This is a genomic window from Paraburkholderia sp. BR14374 (assembly GCF_040948685.1).
In the GTDB taxonomy this organism is placed as follows: domain Bacteria; phylum Pseudomonadota; class Gammaproteobacteria; order Burkholderiales; family Burkholderiaceae; genus Paraburkholderia; species Paraburkholderia youngii.
On sequence record NZ_JBFPKF010000001.1, the window covers coordinates 266282 to 283929 of the forward strand.

13 protein-coding genes are annotated in these 17648 nt (G+C 64.1%); 2 read left to right on the forward strand and 11 right to left on the reverse strand.

Going from position 1 to position 17648, the window contains the following annotated elements:
- Nucleotides 1-22: 22 nt before the first annotated feature.
- From xdhB to AB3X86_RS01205, 3 genes are all read right to left on the reverse strand, one after another.
- Nucleotides 23-2392: a xanthine dehydrogenase molybdopterin binding subunit gene (gene xdhB, locus AB3X86_RS01195; protein WP_368594629.1), complete on the reverse strand. Its 2370-nt coding sequence runs from the start codon at nt 2390-2392 to the stop codon at nt 23-25.
- 33 nt (nt 2393-2425) lie between these two features.
- Entirely contained in the window at nt 2426-3943 is a 1518-nt protein-coding gene (gene xdhA, locus AB3X86_RS01200; protein WP_368594630.1) for a xanthine dehydrogenase small subunit, read from the reverse strand.
- A 69-nt stretch (nt 3944-4012) separates the two neighbouring features.
- Nucleotides 4013-4288: a hypothetical protein gene (locus AB3X86_RS01205; RefSeq protein WP_368594631.1), complete on the reverse strand. Its 276-nt coding sequence runs from the start codon at nt 4286-4288 to the stop codon at nt 4013-4015.
- 44 nt (nt 4289-4332) lie between these two features.
- On the opposite strand from AB3X86_RS01205, the gene AB3X86_RS01210 reads away from it, so the two are divergent.
- Nucleotides 4333-5544 (forward strand): MFS transporter, encoded by a 1212-nt coding sequence (locus tag AB3X86_RS01210; RefSeq protein ID WP_368594632.1) that lies wholly within the window; start codon nt 4333-4335, stop codon nt 5542-5544.
- A 19-nt stretch (nt 5545-5563) separates the two neighbouring features.
- Here the strand turns inward: AB3X86_RS01210 and AB3X86_RS01215 are convergent, their stop codons facing one another.
- From AB3X86_RS01215 to AB3X86_RS01240, 6 genes are all read right to left on the reverse strand, one after another.
- A complete protein-coding gene (locus AB3X86_RS01215) occupies nt 5564-6853 on the reverse strand; it encodes an oligosaccharide flippase family protein (RefSeq protein ID WP_176379083.1) in 1290 nt (429 codons plus the stop codon).
- A gap of 24 nt (nt 6854-6877) precedes the next feature.
- Nucleotides 6878-8614, reverse strand: a complete 1737-nt coding sequence (locus tag AB3X86_RS01220; RefSeq protein ID WP_368594633.1) for a hypothetical protein — start codon at nt 8612-8614, stop codon at nt 6878-6880.
- Nucleotides 8615-8671: 57 nt separating this feature from the next.
- Entirely contained in the window at nt 8672-9589 is a 918-nt protein-coding gene (locus AB3X86_RS01225; RefSeq protein ID WP_368594634.1) for a glycosyltransferase family 2 protein, read from the reverse strand.
- A 157-nt stretch (nt 9590-9746) separates the two neighbouring features.
- Nucleotides 9747-10952 carry a hypothetical protein gene (locus AB3X86_RS01230; RefSeq protein ID WP_368594635.1) on the reverse strand — a complete coding sequence of 402 codons (1206 nt, stop codon included), beginning with the start codon at nt 10950-10952 and terminating at the stop codon, nt 9747-9749.
- Between the two features lie 4 nt (nt 10953-10956).
- Entirely contained in the window at nt 10957-12057 is a 1101-nt protein-coding gene (locus AB3X86_RS01235) for a glycosyltransferase (RefSeq protein ID WP_368594636.1), read from the reverse strand.
- Between the two features lie 142 nt (nt 12058-12199).
- Nucleotides 12200-14419: a GNVR domain-containing protein gene (locus tag AB3X86_RS01240; protein WP_368594637.1), complete on the reverse strand. Its 2220-nt coding sequence runs from the start codon at nt 14417-14419 to the stop codon at nt 12200-12202.
- Between the two features lie 221 nt (nt 14420-14640).
- Here AB3X86_RS01240 and AB3X86_RS01245 point away from each other — a divergent pair, with 221 nt between their 5' ends.
- Nucleotides 14641-15024 (forward strand): hypothetical protein, encoded by a 384-nt coding sequence (locus tag AB3X86_RS01245; RefSeq protein ID WP_176122541.1) that lies wholly within the window; start codon nt 14641-14643, stop codon nt 15022-15024.
- Nucleotides 15025-15420: 396 nt separating this feature from the next.
- Here the strand turns inward: AB3X86_RS01245 and AB3X86_RS01250 are convergent, their stop codons facing one another.
- The gene (locus AB3X86_RS01250; RefSeq protein WP_368594638.1) at nt 15421-16665 is read right to left on the reverse strand and encodes a glycosyltransferase; all 1245 of its coding nucleotides are present in this window, start codon (nt 16663-16665) and stop codon (nt 15421-15423) included.
- A 92-nt stretch (nt 16666-16757) separates the two neighbouring features.
- Nucleotides 16758-17642, reverse strand: a complete 885-nt coding sequence (locus AB3X86_RS01255) for a polysaccharide deacetylase family protein (RefSeq protein ID WP_368594639.1) — start codon at nt 17640-17642, stop codon at nt 16758-16760.
- Nucleotides 17643-17648: the final 6 nt, after the last annotated feature.

Genomic DNA, 17648 nt, shown 5'->3' on the forward strand with positions numbered 1-17648 from the left:
CCCGCTCGTCCGCCATTCGCCATCACGCCTGCCGAGCGGCCGCGGTCGCGGCGCGCACCGCTCCGACCGCCTTGAGGATTTCCTCGCTGGTCGCGGGCGCATTGAGTGGCGGATTGACCTGGTGGCCGCCCACCGCCGACACCGCGTCGCGCACCGCGAAGAACACCGAGAACGGCAGCAGCAGCGGCGGCTCGCCGGTCGCCTTCGAACGATGGATGCTGTCCTCCACGTTGCGGTTCTTGAACAGCTTCACGTTGAAGACCGGCGGCACGTCGTTGACGGTCGGGATCTTGTACGTCGACGGCGCGTGCGTCATCAGCTTGCCGCCCGCGTTCCACCACAGTTCCTCGGTGGTGAGCCAACCCATGCCCTGAATGAACGCGCCTTCCACCTGGCCGACGTCGAGCGCCGGATTCAGCGAGGCGCCCACGTCGTGCAGCGCATCGGCGCGCAGCACGCGCATTTCGCCGGTCAGCGTGTCGATCACGACTTCCGATACCGCCGCGCCGTACGAGTAGTAATAGAACGGCCGGCCTTGCAGCTTCGACTGATCCCAGTAGAGCTTCGGTGTCGCGTAGAAACCGTCGGACCATAGCTGGATACGCGCGAGATAAGCCTTCGCGATCACTTCCTCGAACGGCACGGCGAGCTCGCCGACCACCACGCGATCATGCGCGAAGCGCACGTCGCGCGCGGTCACGCTGCCCGCGCCGTAGCGCTCGGCCGCGAAAGCGGCGAGCCGCTCGCGCAACTGGCGCGCCGCGTCCTGCGCGGCTTTGCCGTTCAGATCGGAGCCGGTCGAAGCAGCCGTCGCCGACGTATTGGCGACCTTGCTCGTATCGGTCGCGGTCACGCGAATGCGCTTGAAGCCGACGCCGAGTTCATGCGCGACGACCTGCGCGACCTTCGTGTTCAGCCCCTGGCCCATTTCGGTGCCGCCGTGATTCACGAGCACCGAGCCGTCGGTGTAGATATGGACGAGCGCGCCGGCCTGGTTGAAGTGCGTGACGTTGAACGCGATGCCGAACTTGACCGGCGTCAGCGCGAGGCCCTTCTTGAGGATCTCGTTGTTCGCGTTGAATGCGTCGATCTCCTTGCGGCGCGCGCGATAGTCGCTGGTCGCTTCCAGTTCGTCGATCAGCTCGTGAATCACGTTGTCTTCGACCACCTGGCCGTACGGCGTCTCGTTGCGCTCGGTCTTGCCGTACAGATTGCGGCGGCGCACGTCGAGCGCATCGATGCCGCACGAGCGCGCGACGTTGTCGAGGATGTACTCGATCGCGAATGCGCCTTGCGGACCGCCGAAGCCGCGAAACGCCGTGTTCGACTGCGTGTTGGTCTTGCCGCAGAAGCCGTCGATCGATACATCCGACAGCCAGTACGCGTTGTCGAAGTGGCACAGCGCGCGCGTCATCACTGGGCCCGACAGGTCCGCGGAAAAGCCGCAGCGCGAGGTCATGTCGACCGCGACGCCTTCGATCACGCCGTCTTCGTCGTAACCGACTTCGTACGTGTAGTGGAAATCGTGGCGCTTGCCGGTCACCATCATGTCGTCGTCGCGATCGGGGCGCAGCTTGACCGGGCACAGCAGCTTCCATGCGGCGAGCGCGGCGCAGCAGGCGAACAGCGCCGACTGCGATTCCTTGCCGCCGAACCCGCCGCCCATGCGCCGGCATTCGATCAACACGTTATGCGATGCAACGCCCAACGTGTGCGCGACGAGGTGCTGCATTTCGCTCGGATGCTGGGTCGAGCAGTAGACGTGCATGCCGTCGTCATCCTTCGGCACCGCGTACGAGATCTGCCCTTCCAGATAGAACTGCTCCTGGCCGCCGAGCAGCATCTCGCCGGCCTCGCGATGCGCGGCGCGCGCGATCTTAGTGCCGGCATCGCCGCGCGCGAGCTTCATCGGCGGCAGCACGAACTGGTTCGCGGCGCGCGCCTGCTGCGCGGTCAGTACCGCCGGCAGTTCCTCGTAGACCACCTCGGCGCGTCGCGCGCCGAGCCGCGCGGCCTCATGCGAGCTGGCGACCACGATGAACATCGGCTGGCCGACGTATTGCACGACGCCGTCGGCGAGGATCGGATCGTCGCCATGAACGATCGGGCCGACGTCGTTGGCGCCGGGGATGTCGTCGGCGGTGAAGACCGCGACCACGCCGGGCGTCGCGCGCACTCGGTCGAATGCGATCGACACGATCTTCGCGTGCGCCTTCGCCGACAGCCCGAGCGCCGCGTGTAGCGTGCCGGCCACTTCGGGGATGTCGTCGGTGTAGGTCGCGCGGCCGCTCACGTGCAGATGCGCGGACTCGTGCGGACGCGACACGTGCACCTGGGTGAACTCGTCGAGATCCTGAAGCTCTTTCAGGAACGGTTCGGCTTGCTGGTTCATTGTTGGGTCTCCGTATCCGTGGACGCGCGGCGCTCAAACGCTCGCGCCGGCCGGCGCGACCGCGCGCACATCGAGCGCGCTCTTCGGCAGCGGCTCCCGCGCGCGCGTTTCGAGCCAGAAGCGGTACAGCGTGTTCTTCGCCGCTTCGAGGCGGTAGTCGCTGGTCGCGCGCACGTCGGTGAGCGGCGCGTAGTCGTTGCCGAGCGCGAGCATTGCGGCCTGCGCGGTCGCCTCGTGCCAAGCGGCGTCGCGCAGCACGGCTTCGGCATTGAGCGCGCGCTTCGGCGTCGCGGCCATACCGCCGAACGCGATGCGCGGCTCGCGGATCACGTCGCCGTCGGCGATGAACGAAAACGCCGCGCACACGGCCGAGATATCCGAATCGAAGCGCTTCGACAGCTTGTAGGTGCGAAAGCGCAGATTCTTGCGCGCGCCGCCGCGCGCGGGCACCTTCAGGCCGACGACGAACTCGTGCTCGGCCATGTCCTTCTTCTGATATGCGAGGTACAGGTCTTCGAGCGGCATCTCGCGCTCGATGTCGCCGCCGCGCACGATCACGCGCGCGCCGAGCGCGATCAGCCCCGGCATCGAATCGCCGATCGGCGAGCCGTTCGCGATGTTGCCGCCGAGCGTGCCGGCGTTGCGGATCGGCAGCGACGCGAAGCGCTGCCACATTTCGGTCAGCTCCGGATACTGCTTCGCGATCTCGGCATACGCTCTTTCGACGCTGACGCCGGCGCCGATATCGATCCACTCGTCATTGGTTTCGAGCTTTTGCAGCTCGGCGATCTGCCCGATGTAGACGAGGTTGCCGAGTTCGCGCATCTGCTTGGTGACCCACAGGCCGATATCGGTGCTGCCCGCGAGGATGCGCGCGGCCGGTTCCCGCTCCTTGAGCTGCGCGAGCGCCGCGACCGTGCGCGGCGCGACGAAGCGCTGGCCCGCGTGCTCGTACTGGAATGTGTCGTCGCGTTCGAGCGTCGCGAGCGTGTCGGCGAGCGCCTTCACGTCGAGCGGCGCTTGCGGCGCGGGCGCGTCGAACATGCGCTCGGCCGCATCGACGATTGGCCGGTAGCCGGTGCAGCGGCACAGGTTGCCGGTCAGCGCATTGCCGATCGCCTCGCGCGACGGCACCGTGCGGTTCGCGCAGCCATGCTCGTGGCCGTGCTTCTCGTAGAGCGCCCACATCGACATGATGAAGCCCGGCGTGCAGAAGCCGCACTGCGAGCCGTGGCAATCGACCATCGCCTGCTGCACCGGATGGAGCGATCCGTCCGGCTGGCGCAGGTCTTCGACCGTGAAGAGCGCGCGGCCGTCGAGCGTCGGCACGAACTGGATGCAGGCGTTGACCGCCTTGAAGTCGACGCCGCCCGCCGCGTTGCGCTCGCCGATCACGACGGTGCAGGCGCCGCAGTCGCCTTCGGCGCAGCCTTCCTTGGTGCCGGTGCAATGCGCGTCTTCGCGCAGATACTGCAGCACCGTACGGGTGACGGGCGCGTCCTGGATTTCGCGGATCGCGTTGCGGTGATAGAAGCGAATCGGCTCGGTCATGTCTCGGTGCTCTCGTGTGTTCGGTGTTCGCGCGGACGCGCCGCGTCGATGGTTTGAAAGCTATCACCGTCAATAAACGCAACCCATAGCCTGAATCACATGGGGGACATATTCGTGGCGCGATATAGAACTGGATTTGCGCGCGGCAACGCTTATTTTGCTATTGGTATTTTTCCGTATTTTTATAGTTTTTGCGGACGAAATGACATGCTCTAGCGCGGTAAGCCAGCCGACTCGCCAGAAAATCACGCGGCCAACGCGCGAAAACGGACCTTTACCGAGTCGCGACCCGCCATTCGTTCGTCCCGTTTTTTTAGGCAAGCCCTGCAAAGGAATCGGTTCCATGGGACAATCACGCCTCATCGCCGATTTCAAGTCTCGTTTTCCCGATGTCCACCGACTCCGCGCCCGCCCGCAGCGAATTTGCGACGACCCTACAAATCATTCCAGTCGTCTTTTTCACCTTTCTTTGCTACCTCGCGATCGGAATCCCGCTCGCGGTGCTGCCCGGCTACGTGCACGGCGACCTCGGCTACAGCGCGGTGCTGGCCGGCGCGGCGATCAGCGTGCAGTACCTCGCGACGCTCGCGTCTCGGCCGCTCGCGGGCCGCTCCGCCGATACGCTCGGGCCGAAGCGCACGGTATCGATCGGTCTGCTCGGCTGCGGCGCGAGTGGCGTGCTGCTGCTGCTCGCCGCGCTGGCCGGTTCCTGGCCGGTGCTGAGCCTCGCGCTGCTGGTGTGCAGCCGCCTCGTGCTCGGTTTCGGCGAGAGTCTGTGCGGCACCGGCGCGATCCTGTGGGGGATCGGCCGGGTCGGCACGTCGAACAACGCCCGGGTCATTTCGTGGAACGGCATCGCAACCTACGGCGCGCTCGCAATCGGCGCGCCGCTCGGCGTGATGATCTCGCGCTCGATCGGCTTCACCGCGCTCGGCATCCTGGTGATCGCGCTGGCAGGCCTCGGCTATTACCTCGCGCGTCTGATCGCGCCGGTGCCGGTCGTGCACGGCGAGCGCATGTCGTATCGCAGCGTGCTGACGCGCGTGCTGCCGCACGGCATGGGTCTCGCGCTCGGCTCGGCCGGCTTCGGCTCGATCGCGACCTTCATCACGCTGTTCTATGCGGCGAAGCACTGGCCGAACGCGGCGCTGTCGCTGACGCTGTTCGGCACGCTGTTCATCGGCGCGCGCCTGCTGTTCGCGAACACGATCAAGACCTACGGCGGCTTTCGCGTCGCGATCGCATCGTTCTCGTTCGAATGCGCGGGTCTGTTGATGCTGTGGCTCGCGCCCGAGCCGCATATCGCGCTCGCGGGCGCCGCGCTGACCGGCTTCGGCTTCGCGCTGGTATTTCCGGCGCTCGGCGTCGAGGCGGTCGGGCTGGTGCCGCCGGCGAGCCGCGGCGCGGCACTGTCCGCGTACTCGGTGTTTCTCGATCTGTCGCTCGGCATCACCGGGCCGCTGGCGGGGTATATCGCCGGGGAGTTCGGTTATGGCTCCGTGTTCCTGTTCGCCGCGCTCGCGGCTGCCGCGGCGGTCGTGCTGTCGACGGTGCTGTATCTGCGCAACGCGAAAGTGACCAATCTGTCCACCGCGCAGTGAACACCGCCCGTCTCGGCGGCTAATCCCTCTCCGCGGCCATCTCCTGCTTGATCGCCGTCTGCGAGCGCACCGCGATCTGGCCGTGATTGATCCGGCTCGACAAGTTGTACACGCCGATCAGCATGAACAGCTCGGTCGCGGCCACCGAGCACGCGGTGCCGACGCCGCCCCAGAAGTAGATGCTGATCGGCGCCTGCACCAGATGGAACAGCGCGCCGTAGAGATAGATCCGCTTCAGCAACGACTGATTGCCCGACGCGATCACCGTCAACATGACCTGGGTCGTCGTCATGCCGACGATTGCCGGCACGAACACGAGGACGCGCAAAATGCGGAACGTCTCGCCGAACGCCTCGCCGAGAAAACGTCCGACGAACCATTCGCCGAGCACCGTAAAGCCGACCAGGATCAGCACCGCCGACGCCGCGAACGCGAGCATGAAGCCGCGGTTGACCTTGTGGATATAGCCGAAGTCGTTGCGCTCGTACGCGACGCAGATCTTCGGAAAGAACGCCTGGATGGCCGGCGCCGTGCACGCGCGCAGCGCGTTGGTGAGTCGCTCGGCCGCCACGTAATAGCCGACCGCACCCGGGCCGCTGATCATGCGCAGCATGATCACGTTCGCGTACATGTACACGGACGTCAGCGCCGAGCCGAGAAAGATGTGATACGCCTCTTTCGCCTCGGCCATCACGTCGGCCCAACCGACCCGCACGGTCAGCAGAATCTCGCGCTTCCAGATCAGCGCGCCCATCAGGATCAAGCCGCACACGAAGGTCGGCGCATATTGCAGCGCGGCCGCGAGCATCACGTCGTCGCGAGTCTTCACGAACAGAAACAGCGGAATCAGCAGACCCACGCGTGTGGCGAGCAGCGTGCCCGCGAGCACCGGCAGGCGCTGCGTGCCTTCGTAGAAGCAGCCGGGCGTCAGCACGCCGCCCCAGATCACGAGCGAGCCGAGCAGCGTCGCACCGCGCTCCTGCGGCGACATGTGAGCGGCGAACGCCCAGACGACCAGCACCAGCGAGCACAGCAACGCGAGAATCGCGCGGCCGATCGTAGTCGACCAGTAGATGCGGTTCACGACTTGCGGATTGCCAATGTGCACCGCCACCTTGCGTGCGCTCGACAGACCGAAGCCGAAGTCGACGATGACGAGAAGAATCTGCGAAATCGATTGCGCGTAACCGATCACACCCAACCCGGCCGGCCCAAGCACGTGCGACAGATACGGCAACGTAACGAGCGGCAGCACGTAGTTCAGCGCATACACCGAATACAGCGCGATGATGACGTTTCTCGTCGACACGATCGTCCTGTTTGCAGTTAAATCTCAAGTCGAAAAAACGGAATACGACACGAAAGCAGGTTCACTTAGTGCGACATCGATCTTGTTGTAGCGATCGTCTTCACTATTTGCGTTCAATACCGCGCTCTTCACCGCATTGCCGATCAGATTGCTCACGACGGTCTTGTAGTTGGCGTCGCTTGCGTCGGTTGCGAACAGGATTTCGGCGAGTAGAGCATGGCCGCGTGTGGCCGCACGCAGCACCACGCGGCCCGAGGTCGAGCGCAGCACGTTGATCGAGATGCGCGTCGTCTCCTGCGAGACCGTCTGGTTGCCGCAATGCAGTGCTGCCGCGACGCCGCCGCGTTCGTAGCCGACGCCGAGATTCAGCGCATGCACGAGGCTCGCGTCCTTGCCGCCCGCGATCGCGCCGCCGCCCGGATACGCCTTCGCGTAACCGACGATCGAATCGCCGGCGCGATCGCCGAAATTGCCCTGAATCGTGATGCCGTCGAGCGGCGTGCTGCCCGGCGCGGTCGAACTGCCGTACACGAACTGCGGGCCGTCGCAGCCGGCGTTCTCGTCGTCCTGGCCGGCACGATAGCGATTGCCGACGATCGTCGCGCCCTGCTGGTAGTCGATCTGGATGTGGCAGCTCTGACCGGGCGGCACATCGAGGTACGACGGATGGCCGCGCGTCGAGAACTTCCAGCGGCCGATCTTGCCGTCACCGCCGCAACCGTTGCGCGAGAAGTAGTTGCCGTTCACCACCTTGCCCCAGTTGCCGCTCTTCATATAGACGCCGGCAAAGCCATTGCGATCGAACACCGCGCCGACGATCAGCGACTCCGCGCCGAGAATCACGCCGTGACGCGCATTCCATTCCCAGCGTCCGCCGATCACCTGCCAGAAGTTGTCGACGATATCCGCGCCGGCCGTATGGCAGAACATGCCGATGCAGTTGATCAGCGAGCCGTCGGTGTGCTCGGTCGCATAGAAGCCGCGCTCGCACATGTACGCATAGCAGCGCTCGAGCGTCGACGTGACGCCGAGCTCGTAGCCCGCGCGCGAAAAACCGATCGCCGTGCAACGACTCGCTCCGGCCGACGTGCCGAAGTGAATGCCGATCGCCGTGTTGCCGGTGTGCGCCGGATAGTTGGCGAGGTAGTAGATGACCTTGTCGTAATGCGCGGGCCGCACCTGCACATGCTCGACGAAGGCCGAGTCGCCGAGCTTCAGCGCCGCCGACGTCGGGCCGCCCGCGTCCTGTCTCTCCAGCACGGTCGCCCCCATCGCGATGTCGGTGATCACCACGTATTCGCCGCCGCCGTCGCCGCGCAGTCTCGAACCGTTCGCGGTGGTCAAGTCGCCCGTGTAACGCCAGATGCCGCGCGGCAGATACAGCCCGCGCGCGCCGCTTGCGAACGCCTCGCGAAGTTCGGCGCCGACATCGTAGCCGGACGCGCCGCGCTGGATCGCCGCCAGCCTGCGCGGATCGACGAAGCGCGCGACGCTGACCTCGAGTCCCGCGACGATGTCGCTGAGCGTCTTCAAGTAGCTCGGCGCGACCGGTTCCGATGCGGCACGCTCGGGCACGGACGCGCCGACGCGCAGGATGCCGCCTGCGCCGTCGGCCGCGCCGTTACCCGCGGTCGCGAACGCGACGGGCGCGCGCGGCGCGTGACCGGTCGCGCGCGCGATGCCCAGATCGGCTGCGCTTGCACTGGCCCCGGCCAGGCCGCCGAGCAGGAACGTCTTGAGCGCCTGTCGCCGGGTTTTCATCTACCCCTCCCCCATTGCGTTACTCCTGCTTTTTTCACGTCGATACGGCGCAAGGCGTCACTCGACCGTGATGCTTTGCGCCTGCTCGGCGGCCGCCGCACGCGCGCTCACGGCGGCCATCGGGACCGGCAGCGCACGCGCCTTCGCGCCGCGCATCAGGCCCTGCACGCCTGGCGGCCTGAACAGCGGCACACGATACTTGCGGCTGAAGCGCCACAAGCTGTTCATATGCCGGCGTCCCGCCTTGCTGAGGAAGCCCGCTGCCGACGCGCGCTGATGCTCGTGCGTGAGCCGCGCGCCCGGCACGCACAGCACGCGGTAGCCCGCCTGCCAGATGCGCGCGCAAAAATCGACATCCTCCATATAGAGGAAGAAGTGCTCGTCCATGCCGCCTAGTTCGCCGAACAATGCGCGCCGCACGATAAAGCCCGTGCCCAGCACCCACTCGGCTTCGAACGGCGTGCCCGCGGCCCACGCTTCGCGCATCATGTGGATGTCGATGCGGCGCTTGAACACGCCGAGCCGCCCGAGCGGCGAGCGCCGGCCGAGTATGTCGAGCACCGAATAGAAGCGCCGCGCGGAAAACTGCCGCTCGCCATCCGGATAGACCAGATCGAGACCGACGAGGCCGACATCCTTCTCCGTCTCGAACAACTGCACCGCGTTCTCGAGCGATGTATCGACGAAATAGGTGTCCGGGTTCAGCACGAGCACGAGTTCGCGCAGACAACCGACCATGCCGAAATTGACGCCGGCTCCGAAGCCGCGATTGATCGACGTTTTGACGAGTCTCACTCCTGTCGGAAGCGTCTCCCTCAGATAGGAAAACGAATTGTCAGGTGAAGCGTTGTCCACTACGACGATGTCCTCCTTATCCGCAATCGAAAGTTCCAGCACGGAGCGCACGCAATTTCCGACCAGTTTCGGCGTGTTGTAATTGACGATCACCACACTGATCATTCCCTTCAGGTTCATCCCCACCTCCTGCTTTGCATCTGGTGTTCGTGGAATTACCCCCAAACACGGCTTTCCAGTTCGTTCACCATGCTTCGCGCTCGTCGCGCGCACTATCGACCACCCACTGCTCGTCCGCGCGATGCGGACGATCTGGCATGCACTGCCTTGCGGTTCGCTACGCGCTGTTTCGACGCGGTCCGTCCACGTAATCGAACACCGGCAATGTCATCAGGATGAAGACAAACGGAATCACTTCGATCGATTGATAGAAGAGCGTTTGAAATAAAGCGGCCCATACACACAACGCAATCCGGCTTGCGCTGCTCACGAGTTTCGTCACCGATATCAGCACGCCGTAATAGAAGATCGCGCCCATCAGGCCGATATTCAGAATCTGCTGCAGCACGCTCGATTCGACGACGCCGTACTCCTGTTTCACCGGTTCTGGCGCCGAGTTCGTGACGAGCCCGAAGTACGTGCCAGCGATCGCGTTGACCGGCAATCCGAGCGACTTGGCCTTTTCCCATGCTTCGGTGCGGCCGTCGTTGCCGTCCGATTGCAGGTCGGTCGCGCCGATCATCCGTTCGGTGCCGACGTTGACGACACTATCGTTCTGACTGCTCACCGCGACGCCGAAGATCATGATCGCCATCGTCGCAAACACGGTGGCGACGATCAGCTTCGCGTTTCTCGTGATGAACTCGATCGGTCCTTGCACGAACGCGAGCCCGAATGTGCCGAGAACGATCAGCATGCCGCTGCGCGACAGTGCCGAGAAAATCGCGAAACTTAGCACCACGCATGCGAGGCCCGACAGCACGTTCTTGCGCACCAGATAGTCGACGCCGCACAGCGACGCGGCAATCGCGACGAACAGCGGGTAATGCAGATAGCTGCCGGTCAGCGACGGCGCGCGCAGATTGTCGAAACCGTAAGTCGCGCCGGGCAGATCGATAGGGAACACGTTCTGCTGCTGCGCGAGCGCGACGCCCGCCTCGATCAGCGCGATCAGCACGAGCCCGACATAGGCGACGCGGGGCCGCACGAAGCGCCGTTGATAGTTCGAGATCGCGTAGAAATAGATGAACAGCGTGAAGATGAAGACGAACAGATAGGACAGCCCGAGCTGATCGGTGAGCGCGAGGGTCGCGACGATCGACAGCCCGATCGAGAACAGCATGCCCACGAGCAAGCCGAACGAGAGGCGTCCCTGGTCGCGGAAGTAAGCGGCGATCGCCGTCGGCGAGATGTACCACACGAGCAGCCCGACGATGCCGCCGACCTGGATCAGATAGGCGGCGTCCTTGCCGATCAGATACTCGAGCACGCCGCGCGATGCGCACAGCACGACGGCCAGCAGATAGGCAATGGTGGCGATCATGGCGTCACGCCTGATACGCCACGGAGGCGTTGAGGTTGACCGGTTCCCCGCGGTAGATGCGCTCGATCACGTGCTGGAACTCATCGATCTCGCAGACGTTGAGCAAGGTGCCGTCGTGCTCGACGCCTTCCGCGCCGAGCGGCGTCGACACGACCGGCAGTTTCGCCGCGAGCATTTCGAGCGTCTTGAGCTTGACGCCGGCGCCCGACAGCAGCGGCACCACGCCAATAGCGGCGGCCTCGAAGTACTTGCCCGGATTTTCGACGAAGCCGGTCACGCAGATATCGTCGCTATTGAGGCGCTTCACGCGCTCGCTCGGATCGGAACCGACCACGAACAGCTTCAGTTGCAGACCGCGCCGGCGCAGCGGCAGAAAAATCGTGTCGATGAAATTGAGCAGCGCCTCTTCGTTTTCGCGGCGTTGCATCGCGCCCCAGAACAGGATGTTGCCTTTCTCGACCGTGTCTTTCGAGCGCCGCACTTCCTTCAGAAACGCCGGCAGCGAGATCGGCACGACCTGCACCGTGCCGACCCCGGGGTACAGGCCGTTGATCAGCTGCGCGTCCTTGCTCGACAGCACGAGCACCTTGTCGGCCAGCTTCAGCAGACGCTGTTCGAGCATGAAGGTCTGCCGTGTAAACAGCCATCCTTCGATGGACTTGATGCGCAGCATGACCTGGATCTGCACGTCATGCGCGCACATCACGATCTTCACGCCGTCGTCGAAACGCTCGCGCAAATTCTGCGCATACGTGAAGCATTGCGAGAATTCGAGCCGCACCGTGTCGTAACGGTGCCTGTCGACGAGCTCGCAAAGGAACTTGCCGATCGCGGGCTTATAGCGCGAGAACAGGCGCGGTGAAAACGCCAGCGGGTTCGCGAGGAACGACGGAATCAGGTCGAACCGGCTCACGTACTGGATGTAGACGTTGCGCACGTTCGCGCGAAACTCGATGTCTTTTTCGTCGACCGGCACGCGCGACACGATCAGCACGTCGAGCTCCGATTCCGCGCTCAGTTTGATCAGGTAGTCGTAGGCCAACCGGTGGCCAGCTTGCGGCGCGTTTTTCTGAGGCAGAAAAGGCGTGACAAATAGCTGTTTCATCCGAGTAGTCCCTTGCCTGTACGGTGTGCGCTCGGCAAGCGCGGCCGTAAGATCCCTTCGCATTGCTATGTTGGTTTTCTGATCGGTCCATTCGGGCGCTACGCCCCGCACCGCGGGAGCGTCACGAACCACGCGCCCGGGTTTATCGGTCGTACGGTTTGTAGATGTAGGCCGCGTAGCGATAGCGTCCGTAACCGTAGCTGTAGCGTCCCGGCCGCATCTTCAGTCCGTTCATGATCACGCCGCGCACCGGCAGGCCGACCTTCTGCATCTGGCGGACCGACTCACGCAGCTCGCCGATACCCGTCACTCCCTGACGCGCGACGAAGAACGTCGTACCTGCCACGCACGCGAGCCGCACCGCATCCGCGGCGAGCAGCACCGGCGGTCCGTCGAGCAGCACGACGTCGTAGCCGGTCGCGACCTGGCGCAGCACCGACTCGAGCCGGGTGTTCGACAGCACGTCGCTCGGGCTCGCCACCTGGCGGCCGCTCGCGATGAAATCGACACCCTGGAAACGGGTCGCGCGAATCAGCTCTTCGGGGCGGTACGCGCCCTGGATCAGATCGGACAGGCCGGGACCGCGATCGCCGCCGAGATGCCGATGCAGGAAGCCGCGGCGCAGGTCACCGTCGACCAGCAGCACGCGCTTGCCGGTCGCACCGATGACCGCGGCGAGATTCAGCGACACGAACGACTTGCCGATGCCCGGCGTCGGGCCCGTGATCAGCACGATATGGTTGCGCGCCTTGGTCATCGTGAATTCGAGCGCGGTGCGAAAGCCACGCAGACTTTCGATCGCCGGATCGATCACCGCTTCACCCGCGAGCACGAGCGCCTTCGATTCCGGACGGCGACGGCTATGCGCGAAGCGCTCTTCCTGACGGCTGAACGGCACGCTCGCGTAGACCGGCAGCCCAGTGCGCAGCTCGACTTCGTACGGATCGTCGATCGCATCGAACAGACGCTGACGCACCAGCGCGATCACCGAGCCGACGAACACGCCGATCATCATCGCGCCGATGATGATCAGGAGCGGCTTGGGCCGGACCGGCGTATCGGGCGCGACGGCGCCGTCGACGATGCGCACGTTGCCGGCCTTGCCCGCCTTGATCAGCTTCAGTTGTTCGAGCGTATTGCGCAACGACGTGTCGAGTTCGGTGCCGACCTGCACGTCGCGCTGCAGGCGCAGCACGTTCTGTTCGAGCGGCGGCAGCGACTGCGTCCGGCTCGCGAGATCTTTCGCTTCCTGTTGCGCCGCGCGCAACTGCGCGTTGACCGACTGCACGGCCGGATGCTGGTCGGTGAAGCGCGACAGCAGTTCATTGCGCTTCTGCTGGAGTTCCGCGAGCCGCGTCTGCGCCTGAACCGACAGCTGCAGCAGGTTGGTCGCTTCCTCGCCGAGATCGACGGTGCCATGCTTCGCGCGGAAGTCGTTGAAGCGCGTTTCCGAATCGGAAAGCTGCTGGCGCATTTCCGGAAGCTGCATTTCGAGGAAACGGATCGAACGCTCCGCTTCCTCGGATTTGCGCTTCAGGTTCTGGCTCACGTATTCGCCCGCGATGGTCCCGAGAATCGCGCTGATCTTATTCGGATCGCTGCCTTCGAGCGACACGCCGAGGATGTCGGACTCCTTGCCTTTTTCGGAGATCGTCAATTCCTTGCGCAGCTTTTCGGTCGTCGTCAGCGCGGACTGGCGCCGCACCTCGAAGGTCGCACCGGGCTTCGCGTCGATCCGGTCGACGACGAGCGTAAGCGGCCCGTAGTTGGTCGTCGCGTTCAGCGCCTGGCCGACCGTGCCTTCGAGCTTCAGCTTGCCGTATTGCAGTTCGTAGCTCGATCCCTCGCCCATCCTCAGCACGAACGGACGATCGAACAGCTCTTCCGGCACATCGAATTTCGACACTTTGATGCGCTCGTTGCCGTACACGTAGCCGTGCGGTCCCGGCGTCGACAGATGATCGGAATGACGGGCGAGCCAGCGGCCGAACAGCGGGAAGTAGCGCGGTGCCGCTTCGATGTCGAGATTGAGCTTGTCGACCGCGCGGCCCACCACCATGCGCGAGCCGATCACCTGGGCCTCGCCGGACGTCGCGGTCTTCACGTCGAACATCGCGGACACGTCGCCGATCACGCTCTTGGACGAGGTACCTGCGTTCTCCTCGACCTGCACCAGGATGTCAGCGCGATAGACGGGTTCGGAGAACACCGAATAACCGATGCCGAGCGCGACCGCGATGGCCGTCGTGAGGGCAATCAGCTTGCGGTTGTCATACAGCGCATCCAGATAGTTCGCGAAGCCTGCCGGCGGATGTTCGCTGTTGTTGTTCCGGCTATCGAATGGTGCACTGCTTTGGTTCATGCGAGTTCTCCCAAAGTCCCGACGGTTTCCCACTTCTTCCCGGCGCCCGAACCGGCACATCGCCGCATCCAGTCACGCCCGTGTCCGATCGAGCCGACCGCCTCGATCGGACGGGGGTAGCCGATTTACGCCACATCGGCTACCTTTGTGTGTAACAGCACCTATGCGAGCTCGGCTCTTTTCCCTAACATCGCACCACTCGCGTTCTTACGGAGACCGAAATGAAAAAACTTCTTGCCGCCGTATTACCGGTATTACTGACTGCCCAGGTGGGCTACGCCCAGAGCATCGTGTCCGCCTCCTCTTCCGCTTATGCCCCGCGTTATGTCGCCAAGCACTCGCAACTCGACGCGATGACGCCTCATGCGGCCAGTTCACCGACGCTCTACGGCTCTCCGTCGGATCTCGCGTACGCAAAAAAGAACCGCTATGTCGCGCCCAACGTGTACACCCAAACTAAAAACAGCCTTCCGAAGCAGAAACGTACAAGCGTTGCACAGCCTGTCCGCGGCAAGAACTCAGCGGACCCCTACGGCAGCGATTTGTGGAATTCAGACCAGACCTACGCGTCTCCCGAGACCTCCGATCCCTACAGCGTGCGCTGAGCTGTAGCGCATCACCGTCTGGATCCCCCGTATCGCCGATGTGGCCGCTTGCGGCCACATTCCTGTTTGGGTTGAGCTGACTGCCGGGCCCGGTAGAGATGTATCCCCGATTAGCCGCGTCTCGTCCGCCGTCTTTCCACGCAAACGCTCACGACATGCACATGCTCTTGTTTTGATGAGTCGGCCGTTTCGTCGGCGCGCTACAACGCTCGATAAAAAGCCTTTCTTGGCAATCATAATATTCAGAGAGCCCGTCCTTACAACGTTCGGCAGCGCACACAAAGCCGATTGCTACAGGATTGCTTCAGACAAATCACGCAATAAAAAACGCATGTTTAAAGCGACGATAACCGTGTGGATATACACGCCGTTCGCCACAATCAGCGCCGACTATTTTCAGGGCGCCGGACGCGGATTATCTGCATAACGCGCGCGCCGGCGCGACGGCGCGTTGGGCGCCGAGCTTTCGCCGATGTGCATGATTTCGGCCAGACGCCGCGCGTAATGCTCGGGCAGATATTCTCCGACGTCGTACTTTCTGTGCTCATCGGCCAGATGAACGGCCAACTCGCCGAGCGCCTGTTTCAGACTGCCCGGATCGAACTTGAACTTGATCTTGTTGCCGACCGATTCCGCGGTCACCGCCATGCTGCCGCCATCGCGAATCAGCACCGGCAGGCCGAGCATCGCCGCCTCGACGACGACGAGGGGCGCGTTCTCCGCGCCCACCGACGGCACGACTACCGCATCGGCGAACTCGCGCATCGCGGGAAACAACTGCTGCTGCGGCATCGTGCCGAACAGGATCAGCTTGCGCTCGGCGATCAGCGACGCGTAGCGTTCTTCGATCGCCGCGCGATCCGGCCCGTCGCCATACACGCCGATGCTATTGATGCGTTCGAAGCCCGCCGCCTCGCAGAGCGTCAGAAATTGCATCAGGCCTTTCTCGGGCGAGATCCGTCCGACGAACGCGATGTTGAAGCGTTCCTTGCCACGCACCGTGACGATCGGCATCGCGCTCGGTACCGCCGACGGATTGTGCACGATCACCGTGTTCTCGATGCCCACGCGATGCAGCGCCTGCTGCATGAACAGGCTCGGGCACAAGATCCTGTCGAACACGCGCGCGGGCTGATAGGCCGCGCGTACCGCATGCCACCATGCCTTCGTCATCAGATCGTGCATGAGGCCCTTCGGCGTCGGCCGCAACGTGAGGACCGCGCGGGTGCGCAGCACGTCGAGCGGCAGAATGATCGGCCGCTTGTCCTTGTCGAAGTACTGCAGCGACGGGTTGTAGTAGACGAGGTGATAGTCGTGGCAGGTGTGATACGCGCGGTAACCGAACTGACGCTGGTTGTGCGCGATCACGCTGAGAATCGAAGGCGACAGCACGTTGTGGTAGTTGTGCACCATCAGCCGATGCGGCCGGAAACGGTGCAGCGTCTTTTCGAGCGCGCGCGCGGCGGTCGTGTTCCAGGAGCGCGTCAGCATCGTCGAGCGGCCGGAAAACTGGCTATCGTCGAAACGCTCGACCTCGACGCCGCGCAGCGTGCCCAATAGCTCGGCCGATTGTTGATAGACCACTTCCGCGCCGCCCATGTGCGCGTAATCGTTGATCACCAGTACCCTGCAGCGCTGCATGTTCCCCTCCTGTTGTCTGCCTCTCGTGCCGTCTCGCGAAGAACCCGGACGGCTTGCCCGGACCAATCGCCTGGTCCGGGCGCTCCCCCTGTTCAAAACTGCGGAAACTTGCCGCGCCAGCCACCCCCCTCGCGCAGATAGCGCAGAAACAGCGCAATGCCACTCAATTGCGCCGCGAAGCGCAGCGTCGACGCCGCATCGTCGATGATGATCGTGCGCAACCGGTACGGATCGGTGTGCTGATCGTTCCAGCCGATGTCGCAAGTCCGCGCGGTTTTGAAGCCCGCCGCGCGCACGAACTCCACTTCGCGCTCGCCATAATTGCCGTTCGGATACGCGAAGTGCTCGCACGGCTGTTGCAGCAGCGCCGCGATTTCACGGCGGCTGTCGCTGATTTCGGCCTCGCTTTCAGCGTCGCTGCAATGCGTGAGGATCGGATGGAAGCGCGTATGCGCCTGGAAGTCGACGTGCTCGCGCATCGCCTGCATCTGTTCGATCGACAGGCCGGTCGGCCGGTCGTCGCCGTCCTGCTGGTAGCCTTGAGCCGCGAGCGCGGCGAGGCGCTCTTCGTTCGTCATGCGCTTCAGACGTTCATGGCCGACGCGCAGCGAACCCGGATGCAGCCACCAGTGACTGCGCGGCCGTCCGACGATGCGGCTGCACAGAAAGATCGTCGGGCGCACCTTGTGCTTGATGAACACCGGCAATAGCTTCGCGTTGCCCACGTGGCCGTCGTCGAGCGTGATCGCCACGCGCGGCCGGCCGCGGCCGGGCGCGCTGACGTCGGTCAATGGCACGAACTCGCACAGCTTGCTCAGATAAGTCAGATGACGGTCGAGCGTGTGCGGATCGGGATCGTGATAAAGCAGCACGGCTACGCGATCGCGCCACAGCAGCTTGCGCGTGCACCACGCGAGCCCTGACATCAACACGAAGCCCGCGAGCATCTCCTTCACGAGCGCTTTGTAGCGCTTCATGCGGGG

What these genes read in the sequence shown, in the direction of transcription:
- xdhB (WP_368594629.1), bottom strand. Translation starts at nt 2,392, where the DNA reads ATGAACCAGCAAGCCGAACCGTTCCTGAAAGAGCTTCAGGATCTCGAC.
- xdhA (WP_368594630.1), bottom strand. Translation starts at nt 3,943, where the DNA reads ATGACCGAGCCGATTCGCTTCTATCACCGCAACGCGATCCGCGAAATC.
- AB3X86_RS01205 (WP_368594631.1), bottom strand. Translation starts at nt 4,288, where the DNA reads ATGGAACCGATTCCTTTGCAGGGCTTGCCTAAAAAAACGGGACGAACG.
- AB3X86_RS01210 (WP_368594632.1), top strand. Translation starts at nt 4,333, where the DNA reads ATGTCCACCGACTCCGCGCCCGCCCGCAGCGAATTTGCGACGACCCTA.
- AB3X86_RS01220 (WP_368594633.1), bottom strand. Translation starts at nt 8,614, where the DNA reads ATGAAAACCCGGCGACAGGCGCTCAAGACGTTCCTGCTCGGCGGCCTG.
- AB3X86_RS01225 (WP_368594634.1), bottom strand. Translation starts at nt 9,589, where the DNA reads ATGAACCTGAAGGGAATGATCAGTGTGGTGATCGTCAATTACAACACG.
- AB3X86_RS01230 (WP_368594635.1), bottom strand. Translation starts at nt 10,952, where the DNA reads ATGATCGCCACCATTGCCTATCTGCTGGCCGTCGTGCTGTGCGCATCG.
- AB3X86_RS01235 (WP_368594636.1), bottom strand. Translation starts at nt 12,057, where the DNA reads ATGAAACAGCTATTTGTCACGCCTTTTCTGCCTCAGAAAAACGCGCCG.
- AB3X86_RS01240 (WP_368594637.1), bottom strand. Translation starts at nt 14,419, where the DNA reads ATGAACCAAAGCAGTGCACCATTCGATAGCCGGAACAACAACAGCGAA.
- AB3X86_RS01245 (WP_176122541.1), top strand. Translation starts at nt 14,641, where the DNA reads ATGAAAAAACTTCTTGCCGCCGTATTACCGGTATTACTGACTGCCCAG.
- AB3X86_RS01250 (WP_368594638.1), bottom strand. Translation starts at nt 16,665, where the DNA reads ATGCAGCGCTGCAGGGTACTGGTGATCAACGATTACGCGCACATGGGC.
- AB3X86_RS01255 (WP_368594639.1), bottom strand. Translation starts at nt 17,642, where the DNA reads ATGAAGCGCTACAAAGCGCTCGTGAAGGAGATGCTCGCGGGCTTCGTG.